This window comes from Butyrivibrio sp. INlla21 (assembly GCF_900116875.1).
Taxonomy (GTDB): domain Bacteria; phylum Bacillota; class Clostridia; order Lachnospirales; family Lachnospiraceae; genus Butyrivibrio.
In genome coordinates this window covers 81,258-104,509 of sequence record NZ_FPCC01000004.1, presented here as the reverse complement: position 1 = coordinate 104,509, position 23,252 = coordinate 81,258, and the positions used below count along the sequence as shown (strand labels likewise).

Here is a 23,252-nt window from a genome sequence, read left to right as displayed (position 1 = left end):
GTCCAGAAGGTGAGGGGCCCAATGGAAGAAAAGAGAAACCTTGAAGAAATTATCTTAAACGGTACCGAGGATGAACTTAACGAGCTGAGGTTATGGCTCTTTAAGGAGAGTGTGAGACTCGAGAACCAGGAGAGTGCTCTTTCAGAGCGTTACGCCAAACTTGAAGCCGATGAGAGATCCTTTAAGGACCGTGTTGACGAAGCCGAGAAGAAGCTTGATACCGAGAGTAGAAAGCTTAATAACGACAAGGCTTTGTTTGATCAAAGACTCAAGATTCTCAACAACGGATTTGATCAGCTCAACAGCGACAAGAAAAAGCTCGAAGGAGAATATGTCAGACTGGAGCGTGAGAAAGCATATCAGAGAGAAAATGAGTATGATGCTCTGGATCTTCTGTTTAGAGGGGTGAACAGCGCACTGACGCTTAAGAAACGCTATAAGGATCTTATGAAGATGTTCCATCCGGACAATGTCAGCGGTGATGCGGAGATGGTTCAGCTTATCAACGCCGAATATAGCTCTCTTTGCAGAGTGTATGACGTTACGATGATCAATTGATGAGATTTCGTCTTAAGAAAATCTTAAGTTGTTTATTTAAAACATATATGATAAGGTTATCAAGTCATTGTTCTTCATGAGCAATGACTTGTATGTTATCGGGGCGATTCTTACGGCGTTTCAGCCGAAGTTTCATTTATTTGTAAATTTATAAAAAAATATGTTGACATAATCGAACGTTTGTTTTAGTATAATTTATATACAGAACGGATGTTCTAAGAAGGAGATGTGTATGGAAAGAGAAGATAAGCAGAAAGCACTCGATGCGGCACTCGGACAGATTGAGAAGCAGTTTGGTAAGGGAGCCGTTATGAAGCTCGGTGATTCTACCGACACAATGAATATAGAGACTATCCCTACAGGTTCACTCAGCCTTGATATTGCTCTCGGCCTCGGTGGTATTCCCAAGGGAAGAATTATTGAGATATACGGACCCGAGTCCAGCGGTAAGACAACCGTTACTCTTCATATGATCGCAGAAGTTCAGAAGAGAGGCGGAATTGCAGGATTCATTGATGCAGAGCATGCTCTTGATCCCGTATATGCCAAGAATATCGGTGTAGATATTGATAACCTTTATATTTCACAGCCCGACAGCGGTGAGCAGGCCCTTGAGATCACTGAGACAATGGTTCGCTCCGGCGCTATCGATATAGTAGTCGTTGACTCTGTTGCAGCTCTTGTTCCCAAGGCTGAGATTGACGGAGACATGGGAGATTCTCATGTTGGTCTTCAGGCAAGACTTATGTCACAGGCTCTTCGTAAACTTACAGCAGTTATCAGTAAGTCTAATTGTACGGTTGTATTTATCAACCAGCTCCGTGAGAAGGTTGGAATTATGTTCGGTAATCCCGAGACAACCACAGGCGGACGTGCACTTAAATTCTATTCATCGGTTCGTATGGATGTTCGTCGTATTGAGGCTATCAAGCAGAACGGCGAGAACATTGGTAACAGAACAAGAGTTAAGGTCGTTAAGAACAAGATCGCTCCTCCTTTCAAAGAGGCAGAGTTTGATATCATGTTCGGTAAAGGAATCTCTTCAACAGGTGATATTCTCGATCTTGCTGCCAATGTTGATATCGTTAACAAGAGCGGTGCTTGGTATCAGTATGAAAACGAGAAGATCGGACAGGGTAGAGAGAATGCTAAGTTGTATCTTGAGAACAATCCTCAGATCAAGGATGAGATCGAGGCTAAGGTAAGAGCACACTACGGACTTCAGTCAGACGTTAAGACCACTGCTTCCAAAGCAGATGACGCGGAGACACCTAAGAAAACGAAGGCTTCAAAGTGATAATATCAAGTATTGTAGAATTCGATAAAAAGAGAAATAAAATATTTATTGACGGTGAGTTCGCCTTTGTATTATACAAGGGCGAACTTCGTAGTTTTGGGATTAAAGAAGGTGAGGAAATTTCGGAAGAAACATACAATGAAATTACCGGATCTCTTTTACCCAAAAGGGCCACCAAGAGAGCTATGGAACTTCTTGTAAAGAAGGACTATACGGAGAAGAAGCTTAGGGATAAGCTTGCTGATGGCCTGTATTCCGATGATATCATTGATGCTGCGATAGAATACGTTAAGTCATACAAATATCTTGATGATGAGAGATATGCGCGTGACTATGTTGCTTATAATATAGAGCTTCGCAGCAGAAATAGGATCAAACAGGATCTTATTTCGAGAGGAGTGGCCAAAGACATTATTCAAACTGTTCTTGAAGAGTTTACGGATGAAGAGGGCCGTGAAGCTGAGTTGGATCAGATTAAGAAGCTTCTCGTTAAGAAACATTATGACCCATCCATGGATTATAAAGATAAACAGAAGATAATAGCATTTTTGTTAAGGAAAGGCTATCCCATGGATGCCATCAGAAGTGTTATTAATAGCGACGATATTTATTTTGAATAAGAATGTTGTTACGATTTGCGGAAAGAATCGTTACGTGTTATAATACCGTAAGTTAACATGTTATTGTTTTTGGGGAAGGACAATAGGTTGATTTACATTACTTACGGCCAATGAATAATAATTCGGAAAAAAGTATGGGGCTTGTATATGCATATCCCATGCCTTTTTATATAACGCTTTATAAATGAAAGGAGAAATTTAAAAATGAAGAGAAGAGGAGTACAGATCGCTACAGGTCTAATTTTTGCAGGTATGCTTGCAATGACAGGATGTGGTAGCACACAGTCAACAGGAGATAATACAGCTCCCGATACAGTGGGGACTGAGACAGTTCAGGAAGTAGAAGTTCCTATGGAACAGAATGATTCATCTTTGTCTGATAGCGATTACAATGGAGAAATTGGTTATGTTTCTAATTATAAAAGTCTTGAGGAGGTAAGAAAGGCTTACAAAGATAACGGCTTTACTCATTCTACATATGTTAATGTTCAGGGATGTAATATTATGGTTCTGGCAATAGCAATGGATGGAATCGCTAAAGATGGAAATGGTGGTTTTACAGCTGAAGATGTGCGATTCTACACTCAGAAAGAGGATAGTGATAAGGTGTATCTTGCCGGCACACTTGATGCACATAATCCAATAGCTATAACAAGTAATGGTGTTATTGTTGCTAATTCTCAGCAGTTCACTTTTGAGACATATTTCTTATCACAGGATGGAACAATGCTTGAGCACAAGGACTATATCGAGGTTGATAACGGACAGGGCGGTAAAGTAATCCATTCTTACAGAAGAAATTCTAACAAGGAACAAAGAGAGTATTATGATGGTACTCAGGAGGATTTACAGAATTATTATAATAATACCCGCGCTAAGGACATAATTTTTAAATAATGATCAAGTAAAGGCGGAAAAATGCTATGAGAAAGAGACTTTTAACGGCAGGACTTACATGTGTTATATTGATCGCCGGCTGTTCATCTAATGATGGGGGAAATAGTAGTACACTTTCTTCTGATGATTCTATGTATGAGATTACGGAGGAAAGTTCGAATGATTCTACAAGTGAGTCTGACTTTGTATCTGCATTCGAAACTTCAGAATATAGCAGTGATGCTATGAGCGCATCAGCTTCCGATTCAAGTACAGAATCAAATAACACGACTAAAGATGATTCTGCTAAAAATGAGAAAAAAGTTGACCTGTCAGATTTTGAAGGTGAGAATTCAAGATTTTATGGTGGAAATCTTGAGGAGAGCTTGTCCAAGGTACTTAATTCATCATTTACCTTAAGTGATGACAATTATGATTATTATATAGCTGATGGTGCTATTGATATCAGGGACTCTGTTGTACGAGATGGTTTCTCTGTTTTTATGAAGCAGAAGGTCGATGATTTCTCCATATATGGTGTATATGTTGGAATGACTTCTGATGAGGCGGTTAAAGCGCTTGCAGATCGAGGACTTGTAGAAGAGTCGGATGAGTATTCTACTATATATGCAATTGATAAGCATGATTTTTATATTACTTTGCAGACAGACAATGGTGTTGTCAGTGAAGTGAGTTATTCAAAGTGTATTCCGAATAATGGTTGATTATTATTAAACGAAAAAAGCTGTAACTGCTGTTTTTTCTGAGTAACATCGAAAAGAGGCAGTTGCAGTTTTTTCGTTTTAAAAAAATCGCGACGTTAACCGATTTATTTTACATGGTTACGGACTTAAAGGTTCAGATGGTTAGGCGTTTGACCTTGACACTGTAATTTATAAAATGTAAAATTTAAGTGTTGTAAAATTGTATATTAGTGCGAGTTTTTTATACCCACTATACAAAATATTGTACAATGAAAATTGAATAAGGAGGTGCTCCTGTAATGACCTATGTTGTTATTACTGCAGTAGTGACTCTTGTTCTTTCAGCTATTTTAACTTGGTTTTTGGCAACCGGTTATCACAAAAAGGTTACTGAGGGGAAGATCGGTAGCGCTGAAGAAAGGGCAAGAAAAATTATTGACGAAGCACTCAAAACTGCCGAAGAAACGAAGCGTGAGAAACTTCTTGAAGTAAAGGAAGAGGCACTGAAAACACGTAATGATCTCGAAAAGGAAGTCAGGGACCGAAGAAATGAGGTTCAGCGTACTGAGAGACGTATTCAGCAGAAAGAGGAAAACGTCGAGAAAAGGTCCGAAGCGATCGAAAGGAAAGAGCAAAGCTTAAACGCCCGCGAAGAGGCTTTGAGTAAGAAGAACGAAGAGGTTACGAAGCTTAACGAACAGATGATACAGGAACTTGAAAAAATCTCTGGCTTAACCTCCGAGCAAGCAAAAGAGTATCTTTTAAAGATTGTAGAAGATGATGTAAAGCATGAATCAGCTGTCATGATCAAGACTATGGAAGCTGAGGCTAAGGAAGAAGCAGATAAGAGAGCTAAGGAAATTGTTGTAAACGCTATTCAGCGTTGCTCAGCAGATCATGTTTCCGAGACTACCATTTCTGTTGTTCAGTTGCCCAATGATGAGATGAAGGGCAGAATCATCGGTAGAGAGGGTAGAAATATCAGAACTCTCGAGACTATGACCGGTGTAGATCTTATTATTGATGATACACCTGAAGCTGTAGTTATTTCAGGATTTGATCCTATTCGTCGTGAAGTTGCACGTATAGCTCTTGAGAAGCTTATCGTGGACGGACGTATCCATCCCGCAAGAATTGAGGAGATGGTTGAGAAGGCACAGAAAGAAGTTGCTGCCAAGATCAAAGAAGAAGGTGAGAATGCCGCTATCGAGGCGGGAGTTCACGGCCTTCATCCCGAAGTTATCAAGATTCTTGGACGTATGAAGTTCAGAACCAGCTATGGACAGAACTGCCTTAAGCATTCTGTTGAAGTAGCACAGCTCTGCGGACTGTTGGCATCCGAGCTTGGACTCGATGTCAGAGTTGCAAAGAGAGCAGGACTTTTGCATGATATCGGTAAAGCTGTCGATCATGAGCTTGAAGGCTCACATATCCAGCTTGGTGTTGATATCTGTAAGAAGTATAAAGAATCTCAGGTTGTTATCAACGCCGTTGAGGCTCACCACGGTGACGTAGAACCGCAGTCACTTATCGCTGTACTTGTACAGGCTGCTGATACTATTTCTTCAGCAAGACCCGGTGCAAGAAGAGAAACATTAGAGACTTACACATCAAGACTTAAAGAACTCGAAGACATAACCAATAGCTTTAAGGGTGTTGATCACTCATTTGCTATTCAGGCAGGTAGAGAAGTCAGAGTAATGGTTGTTCCTGAGCAGGTTTCAGATTCAGACATGGTGCTCATGGCTCGTGATATCGCCAAGAAGATCGAGGACGAGATGGAATATCCCGGACAGATCAAAGTTAATATCATAAGAGAGAGCAGAGCAACAGACTTTGCTAAATAATAATGCTTAGCATTATATTTGGCCACCAATTTTGAAAATGTAGTGGAGAGGCCACTTTGCGATAAGCAAAGTGGCCTCTTTTGGAAAGGGTTAACAATATGCATGAATCCGGTGAAGATTATATCGAGACAATATACATTTTGAAGAAACGTAACGGCACAGTACGTTCCATAGATGTTGCCAATGAGCTTAACTATTCAAGGCCAAGCGTATCCAGAGCTGTCGGAATACTCAAGGATAACGGTCTTATTACAGTAGAAAACGATGGTGAGCTTGTTCTTACCGAAGAAGGTATGAAGACTGCAAAGGCTGTCTACGAGAAGCATACGAATCTAACCAAGTTTCTTATGCTTACAGCCGGTGTTGATGCTGAGACTGCCGAGACAGATGCTTGTAGGATTGAGCATATAATCAGTCCCGAGACTTTTAAGGGGATCAAGAAATATATTAAAGAGCACAAATAATAATGATATACGGGCTGCCTTTTTACGGGCAGCTTTTTATCTTTTTGGAAATAAGCTTATTATTCTTTGGAGGTTGTTTATTGTTACCTGATAAGTTTAAAGAGAGGATGAAACAGTTCCTTGGTGAAGAAGAATATAATGCCTTTATTACGGCTTTTGAAGAGGATAGAAGATATTATGCGTTAAGAGCCAATACTCTTAAGTGCGATGTTTCTTTTATTAAGAACCTGCCCTATATAACAGGAAATATCCCGTGGGAAGAGACGGGATTTTATTATGCCGAGAATGCGACTCCCGGTAAGCATCCATATCATGAAGCAGGGCTTTATTATATTCAGGAACCGAGTGCAATGGCACCCGTAAGCTATCTGAATGTACAGCCCGGAGATAAGATACTTGATCTGTGTGCTGCTCCGGGAGGAAAGACCACGCAGATAGCTTGCAAGCTAAAAGGGCAAGGCCTTCTTGTGACAAATGAGATAAATAAAGACAGAGCCAAGATATTATCTCTTAATATCGAAAGGCTTGGCATCGCAAATGCTATGGTGCTTAATGAGACACCGCAGCATTTGTCCGAAGTGTTTGAAGGATATTTTGATAAGATCCTTATAGATGCTCCTTGCTCCGGCGAAGGAATGTTCAGAAAGAACGATAATGCCGCAGATGAATGGAGCGTTGACAATGTTCTTGCCTGTGCTAAAAGACAGGCAGAGATTTTGGATCTTGCATCCAAAATGCTTCTTCCGGGAGGGCGCATCGTTTATTCGACCTGCACTTTTTCAAAGGAAGAGAACGAAGATAATATATATGCTTTTGTAAACAGGCATCCGGATTTCAAGGAAGTGGACAGAAGGAGATTGTGGCCTCACAAGGATCATGGGGAAGGACATTTCCTGTGTGTGCTTGAAAGAGACGGAGAGCTTGTAAACGACGGAAACAGATATATCCCCGGTGGAAAGAATGTTCCGGTAAAAAAAGATGTCTTAAAGCCTTTTTATGCTTTTTGCGATGAGACACTTAAAAAAGGTGCTTTGGAAAAGCTCATGGAATCCAAGAATATAATCATGTTTGGTAAACAGCTATTTCTTGCACCGACGTTTATGCCATCAGTAAACGGCCTTAAGGTATTAAGACCGGGCCTTCATTTGGGAGAGATAATAAAAGACAGGTTTGAGCCCAATCATGCGCTGGCTCTTTTTCTAAGACCTGAGGACGTTAATGCGAGCTTCGACTTACCTTCCGATTCTGCAGATATCAAGGCTTATTTAAACGGTCAGACACTTCGTATAACCGAAGATATCAAGAAAGGCTGGTGCCTTGTTACTACGGACGGTTACAGTATCGGATGGGGTAAAGCTTCGGGAGGGATGATCAAAAATCATTATCCTAAGGGACTTAGAATAAATTATTGATTTGGGGTGGAAAAGTGAAGAAACTTCTTGTTTATTTAAAGGATTATAAAAAAGAGACTATCCTCGGACCTCTTTTTAAACTTCTCGAAGCATCGTTTGAGCTTCTTGTTCCGCTTGTTATCGCTTCAATGATAGACAACGGAATTGCAAACGGTGACAGAGGATATGTCATTAAGATGTGTGCGATCCTCATTGTGCTTTGTGTTATCGGCTTTATAACTGCGATAACAGCGCAGTATTTTGCGGCAAAAGCCGCTGCGGGATTTGCCAGGAAGGTTAAGAGAGCTCTTTTTTCCAATATACAAAGTCTTTCGTTTTCCGATATGGACAGAGTCGGAACTTCCGCAATGATCACGCGTATGACAAGCGATGTTAATCAGGTTCAGCAGGGAGTCAATCTGACGATAAGACTTCTTTTAAGATCTCCTTTTGTTGTTTTTGGTGCCATGATAATGGCGTTTACCATCGACTTTAGGCAGGCACTTATCTTTGTTGTTACGATCATACTTTTGTTTGCCGTTGTCGGAGCGATAATGGCGTGGAGCATTCCCGGATACGGGAAGATACAGAACGGTCTGGATACTCTTCTTAGGCTTACGCGTGAGAACCACACTGGTGTAAGAGTTATCAGAGCCTTTGGCCTTGAGAAAAGAGAAAAAGACGGATTTAATAAGAGTAACAACGAGCTGATGTCTCTTCAGGAGCATGTGGGCGGCGTAAGTGCGCTTATGAATCCTCTGACCTTTACGATACTAAATCTAGCGATCGCATATCTGATATATAAAAGTGCTAAGCTTGTAAATATCGGTGAGCTTTCACGAGGTCAGGTTGTTGCGCTTTATAACTATATGTCCCAGATTCTTATCGAGCTTATTAAGCTTGCCAATCTGATCCTTACAATAACCAAGGCAATTGCATCGGGTAACAGAGTGCAGGAGCTTCTCGAGCTTAAGCCCTCAATGAAGGATGGCGAGTTGGATGTTTTTGATAAGACAGAGACTCATATCGTATTTAATGATGCATGTATGCGCTACGTCGGAGATAGCGAGGATTCGCTTGAGCATGTGAGCTTTGAGGTTAAAAGAGGTGAGAAGATTGGCGTCATCGGTGGAACCGGTAGCGGTAAATCGACGCTTATTAATTTAATCCCAAGATTTTATGATGTAAGAGAAGGAAGCGTTGTAATTGACGGAAAAGACGTCAAAGAATATAAGCTTGAGGCACTTCGCGAGAGGATAGGTATTGTTCCGCAGAAGGCAGTTCTTTTCCACGGTACGATCAGGGACAATATGCGCTGGGGTAACGCCGGGGCTACGGATGAAGACATTTATTACGCACTTAAGATAGCACAGGCGGAAGAAATAGTTCGCGGCAAAGAAAGCGGGCTTGATCATATGGTCTCACAGGGAGGTAAAAACTTCTCCGGAGGTCAGAAACAGAGACTTACGATAGCGCGTGCGCTTTTAAAAAAACCGGAAATACTTATTCTTGACGACAGTGCGTCTGCGCTTGATTTTCTTACGGATAAAAATTTAAGACATGCGATCTCAAATATGGAGAACGCTCCGACGACATTTATTGTTTCTCAGAGAACATCTTCCGTTCATGACTGCGACAAGATAATAGTCCTTGATAACGGCGTTGTCGCAGGAATGGGAACGCATGATGAGCTCCTTACTTCTTGCGAGCTTTATAAGGAAATTTATGATTCTCAGTTTAAGCAGGAGGGAGCGGTATGAAAAAGAAGACACTTAAAAAAGTACTGCGACATGCCGGAAAATACCGCGGGCTCATTCTTTTATCAATGATATTGGCTGTACTTACGGCTACACTTTCTTTGTATGTTCCGATACTTGCAGGTAATGCGGTTGATTGTATTGTCGGAAAAGATAATGTTGATTTTGAGGGAGTATCTTTTATTCTTCTCAAGATGCTGATAGTTATCGGAATTGTAGCTGCTTCGCAGTGGATAATGAATAAAGCCAATAACGCTATCACTTTTAAAGTGGTGAGAGATGTAAGAGCGGAAGCTTTTGATAAGCTTCAGATTTTGCCTTTTGAATATCTTGATAAGGTTAAGACAGGCGATATTGTGAGCAGGATCATAGCTGACGTTGATCTTTTTGCCGACGGACTTTTAATGGGATTCACACAGCTGTTTACCGGAATAGTCACCATTGTCGGAACTTTAGTATTTATGTTTTATCTTAATTTCAGGATCGCGATAGTGGTAGTTGCGTTAACGCCGCTTTCACTTTTGCTTGCAAGATTTATTGCAAATAAGTCTTTTGAATTATTCAAAAGACAAAGTGAGGCGAGATCGGAGCAGACGGGCTTTATCGATGAAATGATCGGGAATCTTCCCGTGGTTAAGGCATTTGCGCATGAAGATGAAAACATGGAAGTCTTCGATGACGTTAATGACAAGCTTTTCGACGCTTCCGTCAAAGCTGTATTTGTTTCAGCCATCACTAATCCGGGAACCAGGTTTATCAACAATATAGTTTATGCCGCTGTAGCTCTTTTCGGAGCATTTGCTTGTATTACGGGAAGGATGACTGTCGGTGGCCTTACTATCTTTTTAAGTTATGCAACACAGTATACCAAGCCGTTTAATGAAATCTCCGGTGTTGTTACCGAGCTTCAAAATGCGCTCGCCTGCGCTGAAAGAGTGTTTGCTCTTATCGAAGAAAAACCCGAGATTCCGGATTCTTCCAATGCTCCGAAGGTGTTTGAACCTAAGGGAGATATAGTTATCGAGGATGCTGCCTTTTCTTATGATAAGAATAAGAGTCTTATAGAAGACCTTGATCTTGATATCAAAAAGGGACAGAGAGTAGCAATCGTAGGTCCGACCGGAAGCGGAAAGACAACGCTTATCAATCTTCTTATGAGATTTTATGACGTTGATAAGGGAAAAATCTGTATAGACGGAACGGATATAAGGGATATAAAGAGAGCGGATCTTAGAAATAACTTCGGTATGGTTCTTCAGGAAACTTGGCTTAGAAGCGGTACGATTAAAGATAATATCACGCTTGGAAGAGACGGCTTTACCGATGAGGAGATTATAGAAGCTGCCAAGGCTTCACATGCGCATAGCTTTATAAAAAGGCTTCCAGATGGTTATAATACCGTTATTTCCGAGAACGGAGGTAATCTTTCTCAGGGACAAAAACAGCTCCTATGCATTACCAGAGTTATGCTCAATATCCCGCCTATGTTGATCCTTGATGAGGCGACATCTTCAATCGATACCAACACAGAGATGAGGATCCAGAAAGCGTTTAACAAGATGATGAGCGGTAGAACAAGCTTTATCGTTGCTCATAGGCTTTCGACGATCCGTGAAGCGGATGTTATTCTTGTAATGAAGGACGGACATATCATAGAGCAGGGCAATCACAAAGAACTGTTGGCAAAGGAAGGCTTTTATTACGAGCTGTATAACAGTCAATTCGCTTGATGAGCATTTGATGGAAGGTGATCTTAATATCACCTTCTTTTTTTTATTATAAAAATAACAAAATTAACATTTACTTCACAAAAAAGTGTCATGTTATACTTTGAAACAAGAAATATATTATTGTTGAGGGAGTAAAAACAAATGAATAATCAGAATAATCCGCAGCAGGATACTGAAATGAGCCTTGAGGCTCTTGAAAAGAAGTATTCACAGATGAATGCGCAGCAGCGTATGCAGAACAATCCTTATGCGCAGTACATTCCTAATATGCAGAATAATGCGAATGTGCAGGTTCCGCAGACTATGGGCGGAATTAACAAGAAATGGTTATATATCGGCGGAGCCGTTGTGGCGGCGCTTCTTCTTATTACGCTTGCCAATTACAAGATGACTCATTCACAGCCGGAAGATCCCACTATAGGTGTTTCTACAACTGAATATGCTTCACAGGATACTTCAACTGTTGTTGAAGGGAAAACTGAAGAAGTAGAAAAGGAAGATAGCGAAGTAGCTGAGGAAGTTTCCGATAAGTCCGGTGAGGAAGCAAGTGATTCAGATGAAAAAGAATCGGTTAAAGGTGATCAGAGCGCTTTGGAAAATCACCCTTACGAAGCGTTTATAATGGAAGGTGATACATTTAAAAGCAATACGCTTGGAATCGCGTTTACCAAACCATCCAATTTAATATATATGTCTGAAAAAGAACTCAGTGAGAATAAGTGTGATTCTGCTGAGAGTTACGCTCAATTTGTTAAACAAGAAGTTGAAGACGGGAAATTTGCATCAGAAATGATAGCTACAACAAGTGATCGTTTAAATATGGTTGAAGTAAAAGTTATGCGTAATCTCGGTGTGAGAATCTTGAAGTATTCGGGAAAGAGCGACGAAGAGATAGTTGATTATTATGTAGATGAGATAATAGATGATGAAAAACTCGAAGAACTGAAAGAAGACTACAAAACAGGCTTTGGTGCCAACGGGGTTGAAATGACTATAACCAAAGAATTCCTTGCCGGAAAACCCTGTGTATGTAAACTCATGTTTTTTGACATGGGTGGTAAAGTGAAGCCTTGTATGAAAGAGTATATGTTCTTCAAGAACGAGTATGCGGGTTATGTTACCATCTTGGATTTCAGCGAAGAAGCATGTGATAAATACAAGTCCTGCTTTACAAGTATAAACTGATAAATAATATTATAATGAGTTAAATATCTACAAAAACTATAGAAAATGTAACCATAAATGCGTTAATATTGTATATGACAGTATTAACGCATTTTTGCGTTTTCACTTTTAGGAGATCATGTATGGAAAAGCAGAATAGACCTGTAATTGTCATAGGACACAAGAATCCCGACACGGATTCGATATGTGCGGCAATAACTTACGCTAATCTCAAAAGTAAGATAACAGGGGATGAGTATATAGCGTGCAGAGCAGGACACCTCAATGAAGAGACGCAGTTTGTTCTGTCTCATTTCGATGTTGAAGTACCGGCCTACATCAAGGATGTCAGGACGCAGGTGCGCGACATGGAGATAAGGATGCTTGAGGGAGTCGGCTCCGATCTTTCTCTTAAGAAAGCCTGGGCAAAAATGAGAGACGCCGAGGTTGTGACCTTGTGCGTTACTGAGAACGACGAACTTAGCGGTATCGTTACTACCAATGATATCGTAGAAACATATATGGATGTTATAGATCCGGGTATTCTTTCACAGGCGCACACTTCATATAAGAATATTGTTGAGACTATCGATGGTGAGCTCATTGTCGGAGATATAAGCGATAACCTTACAAAAGGAAAAGTTGTTATTGCGGCAGCAAGCCCCGAGATCATGGAAAATCTTATAAATGAGGGCGATGTAGTTATTCTTGGAAACCGCTACGAGACTCAGCTTTGTGCCATTGAGATGAATGCGGGATGTATCATAGTCTGTGAAGGCGCCGAAGTTGCAAAGACCATTCAGACACAGGCAAAAGAGCATGGAACCAAGATAATAACAACGCCGCACGATACATTTATCGTCGCAAGGCTTATAAATCAGAGTATTCCGATTGAACATGTCATGAAAAAAGACAGCACCGTTCATTTCCACATGGACGATTACATCGAGGATATTCAGGATGTTATGGCGCAGACCCGTCACAGATACTTCCCGATCCTTGATAAGAGTAATCATTACATCGGAATGATCAGTAGACGTAACTTCTTGGGAGCTAAAAAGAAACAGCTCATCTTAGTTGATCATAATGAAAAGAATCAGGCAGTAAACGGCGCCGATTCAGCTGAAATATTAGAGATTGTTGATCACCACAGACTTCGTACGATCGAGACTGCAGGCCCTGTTTTTTTTAGAAATCAGCCGCTTGGATCAACATGCTCGATCATCTATCTTATGTACAAGGAAAACGGTGTTGAGATAGATAAGACGACAGCGGGACTTTTACTTGCTGCGATCCTATCCGATACGCTTATGTTCAGATCTCCTACATGCACTCTTATAGATAAGAACGCAGGAGAGGAGCTTGCTAAGATAGCGGGAGTCGATTTTGAGGAGTTCGCAAAAGAGATGTTCCATGCCGGATCTAATCTCAGCGGAAAGTCCGCCGGTGAGATACTTCATCAGGACTTCAAGAAGTTTACTGTAGACGACCTTACTATCGGAATCGGTCAGATCAATTCAATGAGCGCAGAAGAGCTTGTTGAGATCAAAAAGAAACTTGAACCCGAGCTTGCCAATGTAGCAAAGGAAGACGGCCTTGATATGCTGTTCTTTATGCTTACCAATATCATAGAGGAGTCCTCGGAGATTATCTTTGAAGGCGCCAAGGCTCAGCACACCTTGAACAATGCTTTCGGAATCAATGTAACTGGAGATACGGCTAAATTACCCGGAGTTGTTTCCCGTAAGAAGCAGCTTCTTCCCGCAATTGTAGAGACTATTCAGCAGTAATACGAAAGGCACGCGTATGGACGAACTTAGAAAGCTATTACTTCATGAAATAATCGGAATATATGGCCCGACAGTCGGCCAGGGAATTGGCTCAGTGATCATTCCTGCATTTATCGGGGATTTTAAGAAGATGCTCGAAGATTCCAAGGATAACAAGACCGTCTCCGAAGAATACATGACGGAAGATAAAAAAGTCCACCTTATCCTCAAGGGAAAAAAAGCCCTCGGAGCAAGCGGAATGGACTACTTAGTTACCGGCTGTGTACTAAATGACAAAGATATATTTACATATGGCGACGACGTGGACATTGTGCAGATATAATAACGATGAAAAATCAATACTTGGAGATGGATTTTTTATGAAAGGATATCTGATAGCAGCAAAAATAAAAAGATCCTCTACCATGTAAATGGTAGAGGTTTTTTACTGCCGGCAGTGGGACTTGAACCCACACGTGGTTACCCACAACAGATTTTGAGTCTGCATCGTCTGCCATTCCGACATGCCGGCTTTTATATAAAAAAAGATGCGAATGCATCGGCGCTGCCGATTGCAGCACGCCTACATAATATATCACACGGGAAGCCTATTATCAAGGCTTATTTATTATTTCAATTGCACCTTTCTTTATAAAGATAATATGCAAGTACATGGAGAGCCTGCTTGAAATCGCCGCCGTTTATTCTTCTCATAAGCTCTTTTTCATCAAGTAGCAGGACGTCGAGGAATTCGGAGTCGTCAAGCTCCTGGGAAGCGACATGCTTGCAGTTTGCTGCAGCATAAATATGCACATTGCTGTTGGAGATGGTGGCATTGGAAGGGAGCGTCAGAAGATGAGTCCATTCATCTGATGTATAGCCGGTTTCTTCAATGAGCTCTCTTTTTGCTGCGGCGAAGGCGTCATCTTCGGTCGCGATTATGTTTTCCTTGGTTATATAAGGAACATCGCTCTTTTCCTTGTATTCAATTCCGCCTGCGGGGAACTCTGTGCAGATTTCATCGATGCCGTGTCTGTACTGGCGAACGCAGATAAACTTGCCGTTTTCATCCGTAGCGACGATGAGAGAGAAGCTGTGCTTAGAAAAGTTGTAGACAGGACCTATCTCTTCGCTATTTGGAAGTTCATAGATATTCTTTCTGAAATCGATCCATTCATCCTGGATCACATGCTGTTCATCTTTTAATTTCCATCTGAGACAATCATCTTTTGTTGACATTTTTTCATATCCTTTTATACTTATTTGCAGCTGTTACACCGCAAAACTATCATATTTTGCTACATTTATTGCGAATATTATCATTTTATCACAAAAAATAAAAAATGCTGATATAATGATTCTATATCTCTTTTAACTAGGTGGAATATTAAAATGAAACTGATATCAGTAGACAATCTTGAGCCGGGGCTTGTTGCTTCCGAAAACATTTATACAATTGACGACAGGCTTGTGCTTCCCAAGGGAACCGTGCTTGATGAGAACGACATTCAGAGGATCAAATCACATTCTCTTTATAACATCTTTGTAGAAGATGAGAAACAGGAAGTTCCCGACAAGACAGAAGGGCAGACACAGCCACAGAAGCCTGATTATTCCTATGCGGAGAAGATCAGAAATTCAGAGCAGTTCATTAAGTTCAAGCAGGATATTGAGAACAATGCGCGCCAGCTCGAGGAATCTTTTAAGCTGATCGCCAATGACAAGATGGCTCTTGATATAGAGAAGCTTACTGAGCCCGTTTATCATCTGTTTGTTGAGGCAGGCGGTACTGCCGGTGTATTTGATATGCTTCATAACTTAAGGGACAACAGCGATGCAGTGTATATGCACAGTCTTAATGTTTCTCTTATCTGCAACACGATTGCGACATGGATGAAGCTTCCAAAGGAAAAGATACAGCTTGCTACGGCCGGAGGTCTTTTACATGACATCGGTAAGGTTCTTATGCCACCCGATCTTCTTAATAAGAAGGAAGCATACACCGAGTATGAAGAGAGATTTATGAGAGACCACGTAGTTAAGGGATATGAGCTGGTTAAGGACAAGGATATCGATCCTCGCATCAAGAATTGTATCCTTATGCATCATGAGTACAGAGACGGCTCGGGTTATCCTTTCCACTTAAAGGGAGAGCAGATTGATGAGATAGCATCCATTGTTACGGTTGCCAACATCTATGAGGCAATGACCGCCAAGAAGACGTACAGAGCGCCTATCTGCCCGTTCACCGTAATCTCAAGATTTGAGGAAGAGGGCATCAACAAGTTTGATCCCAATGTTATCATGACCTTCCTTAGCAATATAGTTAATACATTTATCGCCAACAGGGTTATGCTCAGTACCGGCCAGACCGGTGAGATCGTGTTCGTTAATCCCGATCACCTCTCAAGACCCGTTATCAGATGCGGTGAGAATTTCGTTGACCTCTCTTCCAGAAGAGAAGTTTCTATCGTTGCCGTGATCTGATCCGGCAGTATTTACAATGCTCGGAATTATTGTAAATAACACTCTTTTGTAGTATTCTAGATGTTGTAGAGACAGATTGCAGCTGCACGTTCTGCCATACAACATGTTGAATGGTTAGTAATTTGACGTGCGGAGCTTTATATGACTTGTAAAGATGCTGAAAAGTTAATTCCATTATTTCTGGATGACGATCTCGACAATCGCGATCTTTCCGATTTTCTCAGTCATATGGAGAACTGCGCGGAATGCAAAGAGGAACTCACTATTCAGTTTCTTGTAAAAGTCGGCATGAAGAGACTTGAGGATGGTAATACCTTCAATCTTAAGAGAGAGCTCGACGGACTTTTATCTGAGGCGGGAAGAAGACTTAAAGTAAGACGTTCTCTGGTTCTTTTTAGCTATGTCCTCGAGGGCTGTGTTGTAGTCCTTGCTGCGACGGCATTTGTTCTTAATCTGTTTCTATAATCCATATTTGCCGGGGAATAGATTCTTTGGATATCCTAACGATTAACGCATTTAATTTAATACATGACGCATATAACGCTATGCCTGCTTTTACGGACGCTGACGGACAATTCGTCAGCGGTATTTACGGTGCACTTTTTAAGCTTAAGAGCATTGTAAGATCCGGAGAACACAAGAGGCTTGGCGTTTTATTTGATTCTGATGGTAGGGGAAAAGAGCCTTCGCCTGCCGTTGCATCTCAGACAGCAAGGTTAAAAGAAATATTGGAAACCTATACCGACAGTGCTTTGCTTGGCGCCGATGGCTGCGAATGCAACGATGCTCTGGCTGATTTCTTGGAAAAAGAGATCGCACAGGTATCTCCTCTTGGAAAAGCTGCCGCTGCACCTGTATTTGAAGTTAAGACAGGTATGACATCTGATCTTTCCGAGGTTGAAGACCTCTTTAATAAAGCCGCCAAAGTAAGCACGGACTCATATGTGGGCTTTTATCCGATAATAGATACCGTTGACACAAACGGAAGCATCAAGAAGAAAGATATCATCGGAATTTCTCTTTGCTTTGAAGATGAGACATCGGTTTATATCCCCATCCAGGGTTTTATCACGAGCGATTACCTCGGAGGTAAGCTTGCCGAGCTCAGTAAGAACTGTAATCTTGCGACGTTTGATATCAAGAGCTCGTACAATCTTTTCACTCCGTATGAAATAGAAAAAAGAGACTACGGCTACACTGAAGATGATACTTACAGCAAAGAGCCACGGTGCTTTGATACTTTGATCGGTGCGTATCTTAACGATCCAAATAAGAACGATTACATGATAGAAGATATTTCCAAGGAATATCTGGGAATCAATTTTGAGAAAAGAGCAGATCTCTTCGGAAAAGAGCTTTTATCAAACGCCGACAGTAACGTGCTTTCGGCTTATGCAAGTAAGGCTGCTTTCATATGCAGAAAGGCTGCGCCTCTTATAAGGAAAAAGCTTGAAAAAGGCGGAATGGAAGCTCTGTTTTACAACATTGAGATGCCTCTTTCATACATTCTTTTCTCTATGGAAAAAGAGGGTATCATCGCCAAGAGAGAACAGCTTAAGATATACGGAGATGAGCTCAAGGTTCGTATAGATGAGCTTGAAAAATCAATATATGACGCTGCGGGAGTTACATTTAACATCAATTCTCCCAAGCAGCTCGGAGAAGTCCTTTTTGAAAAGCTTGGACTTCCCGCAGAAAAGAAGACCAAATCCGGCTATTCTACCGCAGCGGACGTACTTGAAAAGCTTGCGGGCGAACACAAGATAGTATCGGATATTCTCGAATACAGGGGACTTGCCAAATTAAAGTCCACCTATGCAGACGGACTGGCCGCATTTATAGAAGATGACGACAGGATTCACACAAGCTTTAATCAGACGATAACGGCAACCGGAAGAATCAGCTCCACAGAGCCCAATCTTCAGAATATTCCGATGAGGACTGAGCTTGGAAGACTGATAAGAAAAGTCTTTGTTCCAAAAGAAGGTTATGTGTTTGCGGATGCCGATTATTCACAGATTGAGCTTCGTATACTTGCTCACATGTCAGGCGATGAAGGTCTTATAAAGGCTTATCATGACGGTGAGGATATACATGCAAGTACCGCATCCAAGGTATTTCACGTTCCTTTTTCGGAAGTTACTTCCGAGCAGCGAAGAAGCGCCAAAGCCGTTAACTTCGGTATCGTCTACGGAATCAGTGCGTACGGACTTTCAAGAGACCTTTCCATATCGCCTAAGGAAGCCAAAGAGTACATGGATAAATACTTTGAGGCCTACCCAAGAGTTAAGGAATATCAGGAAAGAGTCGTCAAGGAGGCCAAGGATAGCGGCGGAAGTATCACTCTTTTCGGAAGAAAGAGACCCATTCCGGAACTTAGAGCAAGTAATTTCAATATCAAGCAGTTTGGCGAGCGAGTTGCCATGAATGCTCCCATACAGGGAACTGCTGCTGATATTATGAAGATAGCAATGATAAATGTCTTTTTCAGACTTAAGAAGGATAATCTGAAGTCGAAACTTATCCTGCAGATTCACGATGAACTTGTCATTGAGACTGCCCGGGATGAGACGGACATTGTAAAAGAATTACTTACTAAAGAGATGGAGAGTGCTGTGACACTGGTTGTTCCCATGGAAGCAACCTGCCACACCGGAAACGACTGGTATGAAGCAAAATAAACTGCAAAAAGGAAAGACCAACATCATAGGAATAACGGGCGGCATCGGAGCCGGAAAGACCACGGTCCTTGAATACATTAAGAAGAACTATAATTGCAAGGTGGTGTATTCTGATGACGTTGCCAACGAGATCAAGATGAAGGGTTATCCCGCTTATGATGAGCTGGTACATCTCTTGGGAAAAGAAATCCTGGGAGAAGACGGCGAGATAGACAGAGCCAAGATGGCCAAGGCTATTTTCGGAGATGAAAAAAAGCTCCGGGCAGTCAACAATATTTTGCATCCTGCAGTTAATACGTATATTATTAATATTATAGATGAAGAAAGGCTTAGAAATAGGCTGGACTTTGTTTTTGTGGAGGCAGCTCTTTTGATAGAAAACGGCTATGAAGATATAGTCGATGAGCTGTGGTATGTATATGCTTCCGAAGACGTCAGAAGACAGAGGCTTAAGGATTCACGCGGATATTCCGATGAGAAGGTCACGGATATCTTTAAAAAGCAGTTATCTGACGATGACTTCAGAGAGCATTGCGATTTTGTTTTGGACAACAGTGGGGATCTTGATACTGTTGCGGATATTATCGGAAAGAAACTATTGGATTGGAGAAGATGATGGCAAGTTTAGAGCAATCGGATCAGAAGGTGGTATTTGGACTTGATATCGGAACAAGGAGCGTTGTAGGTACTGTCGGCTATATGAATGAAGGACAGTTCAATGTCATTGCTCAGAGTATCGAAAAACACCAGACAAGAGCTATGCTTGACGGACAGATTCACGATATCGGAAAAGTCGGCGCCACCATCAAGGTAGTAAAAGAAAATCTTGAACAGCAGACAGACATTCATCTTACCGATGTTTGTATTGCTGCCGCAGGTCGTGTTCTTAGAACGGTCAGAACCACATATGAATATGAGTATCCGGAATCTCATGATATAACGGATGAAGATATATATAATCTTAATTCCGCAGCCGTTGAGCAGGCTTATTCGGAATTCCTTAAGAATAATACATCCGACCTTAAGTTCTATTTGGTTGGATATTCTGTGATGCATTATTATTTGGACGGTTATCAGATTGCCAATCTTGAGGGACATAATGCCGGCAAGGTGAGTGTTGAGCTTATTGCGACCTTCCTTCCCGATGACTGCGTTGACGGTCTTTACAAGGCATGCGAGAGAGCGGAGCTTAATGTTGCCAATCTTACACTCGAGCCTATCGCTGCTATGATGGTAGCTATTCCCGACAGATTCAGAATGCTCAATCTTGCACTTATAGATGTCGGTGCGGGAACATCCGATATCTGTGTGACCGATGACGGATCTATCACGGCTTACGGTATGCTTCCTATAGCCGGTGACGATATTACCGAGATAATCGCACATCACTGTCTTGTTGACTTTAACCAGGCGGATGAGATCAAGATCGCGGCAAGTCACAACGACAGAGTTGAATATATTGATATTATGGGGCTTCGTAAGACTATCACTGCCAAAGAGATAGCACGTATTATCAAGCCTCAGGTAGATATGATGGCACAAAAAGCCGTAGAAGAGATCAAGAAGCTAAACGGCGACAAACCGGTCAGCGCTGTATTTGTAGTCGGCGGTGGCGGCTGCGTGCCCGGTTATACCAAGGCTATAGCAAAAGAAATGGATATTCCCGAAGAACGTGTCGCTCTAAGAGGCGAGGAAGTAATGAAGAACATTACTTTCCTTAATAACGACGGAATCGAGAGAGATTCTCTTCTCGTTACACCGCTTGGTATCTGCATAAGCTATTATGAGGAAGCCAATAACTTTATCTTTGTTTCCTTTAACGGTATTCAGACCAAGATTTATGACAACGGTAAGCTTCAGATTGTTGATGCCGCTATGCAGGCTGCATTTCCGAATGAAGATCTTTTCCCTAAGAGAGGAGAAGAGCTTAGATATACTGTCAACGGCAAAGAGAGAGCATCTAGAGGTGAACCCGGCGAGCCGGCAGTCATCTCACTTAACGGTAAGCCCGCGGATATTCACACCAAGATTCACGCCAATGACATTATCGAGGTTGTTCCTTCAACGGCAGGAGCTCCGGGAGAAGCCGTTATCGAGAGTATCCCTGAGTTTAAGACCAAGTTCAATGTCAATGTAAACGGCAAGAACGTTGAGGCTTCAAGATTTGCAACAGTTAACGGCGAGCCTCAGACTGCGCTTTACAGCATTAACCCCGGCGATGAAGTCAAGGTGCTCGATTACAATACAGCCGAGCAGATCGCTGCTCTTATGGACATTGAGATCAATGAAGATACAGTGATCATCGTTAACAACGAGCGCGGAGATAAGGACACACCTGTCTATGAGAACTTCAAGATCGAGTTCAAGGCTCAGGAAGAAGCTATCATGGATTATTACAGAGACTTCCCGAGCGCCGATGAAGTTGCGATCTCACAGGCCAATCAGGAGTCTTATGCAAACTCTGATGACGTCAAGATAATTGAGGGTAAGGACGGACAGCTTTCGTTCGACGATCTTCCCGATGATGACGGTGAGTATAAGAAAAACAGCAGCGAGCAAGAGCCTGTAAAGAATATTCTTGCTCACGACTTACATATATTTGTAAATAATGACGCCGTGACTCTTCACGGAAAGGCTGATTATATCTTTGTAGATATCTTCGATGCCATAGATTTTGATCTTTCCAAACCCAACGGAAGAAGCATTGTAACAACGCTTAACGGTGCGACTCCCGATTATATGCAGGCCATTCATGAGGGCGATAAGATAGAAGTATATTGGAAGTAAGAGGTTTTTATTTATATGCGTTTTACCAGTATTGCCAGCGGCAGTAGCGGCAATTGTACCTACATAGGCTCCGACAACACACATATATTGATTGATGCCGGGACCAGTAAAAAGAGAATAGAAGAAGGCCTTAAGGGACTCGATCTTTCTTTTGACGATCTCGATGCGATCTTCGTGACACATGAGCACGTGGATCATATAGCGGCGCTTCACACCATTCTTAAAAAGCATGACATTCCGATATACGGAACCGCAGGAACGATAGACGGTATCATTAAGAGCGATAAAAAAGGCGAGATGGTAAATGCCTCTTTTAACAAGCTTCTTACAGATACATGCATCTGTGTCGGCGACATGACGATCAATCCCATGAAAATATCGCATGATGCCGCAGAGCCATGCGGATACAGAGTGTATATAGGCGATAAGAAAATAGGCGTTGCCACGGACCTTGGCTGCTACGATGATTATACTGTCAGTTGCTTATCGGGCTGCGACGCGTTATTATTAGAAGCAAATCATGATATAAGGATGCTCCAGACGGGACCTTATCCTTATATGTTAAAGACCAGAATAATGGGTGACAGAGGGCATTTATCCAATGAAAAGAGCGGAGAGCTCCTCTGCAAGCTCCTTAATGACAAGATAAAAGGAGTGTTCCTTGGGCATCTGTCCAAAGAGAACAATCTGCCGGAGCTTGCTTATGAGACGGTCAGACTTGAAGTTGATATGGGCGACAATCCGTACAGTTCATCGGATTTTCCCATTATGGTTGCAAAGAGAGCAGAGCTATCGCCTGTTATCGAGATATAATTATTTATCGGAGGACTTATGAAAAAGACTATCATTACAGTTGTTGGCAAGGACACAGTCGGAATTATCGCAAAGGTTTGCACCTATCTTGCAGATTCAAGCATCAATATTCTTGATATTTCACAGACCATCGTAGGCGGATATTTTAATATGATGATGATCGTTGATATGGCAGGCACTACCAAGGACTTTAACAGCGTTGCTGACGACCTTGAAGAGCTTGGTAAGAATATCGGCGTTGTAATTAAGTGCCAGAAGGAAGAAATCTTTGATTCCATGCATAGAATCTAATTGGTTTTTGGGAGAA

General features: G+C 41.7%; 21 protein-coding genes and 1 tRNA gene. 20 read left to right on the top strand and 2 right to left on the bottom strand.

What is annotated here, in order from left to right:
• Positions 1-21: 21 nt before the first annotated feature.
• From BM377_RS03070 to BM377_RS03010, 13 genes are all read left to right on the top strand, one after another.
• Positions 22-558, top strand: a complete 537-nt coding sequence (locus BM377_RS03070; RefSeq protein ID WP_092243523.1) for a hypothetical protein — start codon at positions 22-24, stop codon at positions 556-558.
• Positions 559-790: 232 nt separating this feature from the next.
• The gene (recA, locus tag BM377_RS03065; protein ID WP_092243521.1) at positions 791-1,855 is read left to right on the top strand and encodes a recombinase RecA; all 1,065 of its coding nucleotides are present in this window, start codon (positions 791-793) and stop codon (positions 1,853-1,855) included.
• Positions 1,852-2,475, top strand: coding sequence for a regulatory protein RecX (locus BM377_RS03060; protein WP_092243519.1), 624 nt, complete (start codon positions 1,852-1,854; stop codon positions 2,473-2,475). The genes recA and BM377_RS03060 overlap by 4 nt, the downstream gene beginning before the upstream one ends.
• A 204-nt stretch (positions 2,476-2,679) precedes the next feature.
• Complete coding sequence (locus BM377_RS03055; protein WP_092243517.1) at positions 2,680-3,372, top strand: hypothetical protein; 693 nt, start codon at positions 2,680-2,682, stop codon at positions 3,370-3,372.
• 26 nt (positions 3,373-3,398) lie between these two features.
• Positions 3,399-4,076, top strand: a complete 678-nt coding sequence (locus tag BM377_RS03050; RefSeq protein ID WP_092243515.1) for a hypothetical protein — start codon at positions 3,399-3,401, stop codon at positions 4,074-4,076.
• 278 nt (positions 4,077-4,354) lie between these two features.
• Complete coding sequence (gene rny, locus BM377_RS03045) at positions 4,355-5,902, top strand: ribonuclease Y (protein ID WP_092243512.1); 1,548 nt, start codon at positions 4,355-4,357, stop codon at positions 5,900-5,902.
• Positions 5,903-5,982: 80 nt separating this feature from the next.
• Positions 5,983-6,366: a metal-dependent transcriptional regulator gene (locus BM377_RS03040; RefSeq protein ID WP_330392936.1), complete on the top strand. Its 384-nt coding sequence runs from the start codon at positions 5,983-5,985 to the stop codon at positions 6,364-6,366.
• Between the two features lie 80 nt (positions 6,367-6,446).
• Positions 6,447-7,778 (top strand): RsmF rRNA methyltransferase first C-terminal domain-containing protein, encoded by a 1,332-nt coding sequence (locus BM377_RS03035; RefSeq protein WP_242948074.1) that lies wholly within the window; start codon positions 6,447-6,449, stop codon positions 7,776-7,778.
• Positions 7,779-7,792: 14 nt separating this feature from the next.
• Complete coding sequence (locus BM377_RS03030; RefSeq protein ID WP_092243505.1) at positions 7,793-9,517, top strand: ABC transporter ATP-binding protein; 1,725 nt, start codon at positions 7,793-7,795, stop codon at positions 9,515-9,517.
• Positions 9,514-11,244, top strand: coding sequence for an ABC transporter ATP-binding protein (locus BM377_RS03025; RefSeq protein ID WP_092243502.1), 1,731 nt, complete (start codon positions 9,514-9,516; stop codon positions 11,242-11,244). The genes BM377_RS03030 and BM377_RS03025 overlap by 4 nt, the downstream gene beginning before the upstream one ends.
• Positions 11,245-11,385: 141 nt before the next feature.
• On the top strand, positions 11,386-12,429 hold the full coding sequence (locus BM377_RS03020; RefSeq protein ID WP_092243499.1) for a hypothetical protein: 1,044 nt from the start codon (positions 11,386-11,388) through the stop codon (positions 12,427-12,429).
• A gap of 122 nt (positions 12,430-12,551) precedes the next feature.
• Entirely contained in the window at positions 12,552-14,198 is a 1,647-nt protein-coding gene (locus BM377_RS03015) for a putative manganese-dependent inorganic diphosphatase (protein ID WP_092243496.1), read from the top strand.
• A gap of 16 nt (positions 14,199-14,214) precedes the next feature.
• Complete coding sequence (locus tag BM377_RS03010) at positions 14,215-14,520, top strand: hypothetical protein (protein ID WP_092243490.1); 306 nt, start codon at positions 14,215-14,217, stop codon at positions 14,518-14,520.
• A 106-nt stretch (positions 14,521-14,626) separates the two neighbouring features.
• Here the strand turns inward: BM377_RS03010 and BM377_RS03005 are convergent.
• Together BM377_RS03005 and BM377_RS03000 are read right to left on the bottom strand one after the other, a co-directional pair.
• Positions 14,627-14,709 (bottom strand) — tRNA-Leu (locus tag BM377_RS03005).
• Positions 14,710-14,810: 101 nt separating this feature from the next.
• Positions 14,811-15,416 (bottom strand): NUDIX hydrolase, encoded by a 606-nt coding sequence (locus tag BM377_RS03000; RefSeq protein ID WP_242948073.1) that lies wholly within the window; start codon positions 15,414-15,416, stop codon positions 14,811-14,813.
• A 153-nt stretch (positions 15,417-15,569) separates the two neighbouring features.
• Between BM377_RS03000 and BM377_RS02995 the strand changes: the two genes are divergently transcribed.
• The 7 genes from BM377_RS02995 (at position 15,570) to BM377_RS02965 (ending at position 23,236) form a co-directional block, all read left to right on the top strand.
• Entirely contained in the window at positions 15,570-16,664 is a 1,095-nt protein-coding gene (locus tag BM377_RS02995; RefSeq protein WP_092243484.1) for an HD-GYP domain-containing protein, read from the top strand.
• 141 nt (positions 16,665-16,805) lie between these two features.
• Positions 16,806-17,129 carry a zf-HC2 domain-containing protein gene (locus BM377_RS02990; RefSeq protein ID WP_092243479.1) on the top strand — a complete coding sequence of 108 codons (324 nt, stop codon included), beginning with the start codon at positions 16,806-16,808 and terminating at the stop codon, positions 17,127-17,129.
• Between the two features lie 26 nt (positions 17,130-17,155).
• Positions 17,156-19,345: a DNA polymerase I gene (gene polA / locus BM377_RS02985; protein ID WP_242948072.1), complete on the top strand. Its 2,190-nt coding sequence runs from the start codon at positions 17,156-17,158 to the stop codon at positions 19,343-19,345.
• Complete coding sequence (gene coaE, locus BM377_RS02980) at positions 19,332-19,961, top strand: dephospho-CoA kinase (protein ID WP_092243476.1); 630 nt, start codon at positions 19,332-19,334, stop codon at positions 19,959-19,961. The genes polA and coaE overlap by 14 nt, the downstream gene beginning before the upstream one ends.
• A complete protein-coding gene (locus BM377_RS02975; protein ID WP_092243473.1) occupies positions 19,961-22,132 on the top strand; it encodes a cell division protein FtsA in 2,172 nt (723 codons plus the stop codon). The genes coaE and BM377_RS02975 overlap by 1 nt, the downstream gene beginning before the upstream one ends.
• Before the next feature lie 15 nt (positions 22,133-22,147).
• Positions 22,148-22,945 carry an MBL fold metallo-hydrolase gene (locus BM377_RS02970; protein ID WP_092243470.1) on the top strand — a complete coding sequence of 266 codons (798 nt, stop codon included), beginning with the start codon at positions 22,148-22,150 and terminating at the stop codon, positions 22,943-22,945.
• Positions 22,946-22,963: 18 nt separating this feature from the next.
• Positions 22,964-23,236 (top strand): ACT domain-containing protein, encoded by a 273-nt coding sequence (locus tag BM377_RS02965; protein ID WP_092243467.1) that lies wholly within the window; start codon positions 22,964-22,966, stop codon positions 23,234-23,236.
• Positions 23,237-23,252: the final 16 nt, after the last annotated feature.

Excerpts from the sequence above, each read along its gene's own strand:
- BM377_RS02970 (WP_092243470.1), top strand. The coding sequence starts at position 22,148 with ATGCGTTTTACCAGTATTGCCAGCGGCAGTAGCGGCAATTGTACCTAC.
- BM377_RS03050 (WP_092243515.1), top strand. The coding sequence starts at position 3,399 with ATGAGAAAGAGACTTTTAACGGCAGGACTTACATGTGTTATATTGATC.
- recA (WP_092243521.1), top strand. The coding sequence starts at position 791 with ATGGAAAGAGAAGATAAGCAGAAAGCACTCGATGCGGCACTCGGACAG.
- BM377_RS02995 (WP_092243484.1), top strand. The coding sequence starts at position 15,570 with ATGAAACTGATATCAGTAGACAATCTTGAGCCGGGGCTTGTTGCTTCC.
- BM377_RS03025 (WP_092243502.1), top strand. The coding sequence starts at position 9,514 with ATGAAAAAGAAGACACTTAAAAAAGTACTGCGACATGCCGGAAAATAC.
- BM377_RS03055 (WP_092243517.1), top strand. The coding sequence starts at position 2,680 with ATGAAGAGAAGAGGAGTACAGATCGCTACAGGTCTAATTTTTGCAGGT.
- BM377_RS03000 (WP_242948073.1), bottom strand. The coding sequence starts at position 15,416 with ATGTCAACAAAAGATGATTGTCTCAGATGGAAATTAAAAGATGAACAG.
- BM377_RS03015 (WP_092243496.1), top strand. The coding sequence starts at position 12,552 with ATGGAAAAGCAGAATAGACCTGTAATTGTCATAGGACACAAGAATCCC.
- BM377_RS03070 (WP_092243523.1), top strand. The coding sequence starts at position 22 with ATGGAAGAAAAGAGAAACCTTGAAGAAATTATCTTAAACGGTACCGAG.
- BM377_RS03010 (WP_092243490.1), top strand. The coding sequence starts at position 14,215 with ATGGACGAACTTAGAAAGCTATTACTTCATGAAATAATCGGAATATAT.
- coaE (WP_092243476.1), top strand. The coding sequence starts at position 19,332 with ATGAAGCAAAATAAACTGCAAAAAGGAAAGACCAACATCATAGGAATA.
- BM377_RS02965 (WP_092243467.1), top strand. The coding sequence starts at position 22,964 with ATGAAAAAGACTATCATTACAGTTGTTGGCAAGGACACAGTCGGAATT.
- rny (WP_092243512.1), top strand. The coding sequence starts at position 4,355 with ATGACCTATGTTGTTATTACTGCAGTAGTGACTCTTGTTCTTTCAGCT.
- BM377_RS02990 (WP_092243479.1), top strand. The coding sequence starts at position 16,806 with ATGACTTGTAAAGATGCTGAAAAGTTAATTCCATTATTTCTGGATGAC.
- BM377_RS02975 (WP_092243473.1), top strand. The coding sequence starts at position 19,961 with ATGGCAAGTTTAGAGCAATCGGATCAGAAGGTGGTATTTGGACTTGAT.
- BM377_RS03020 (WP_092243499.1), top strand. The coding sequence starts at position 11,386 with ATGAATAATCAGAATAATCCGCAGCAGGATACTGAAATGAGCCTTGAG.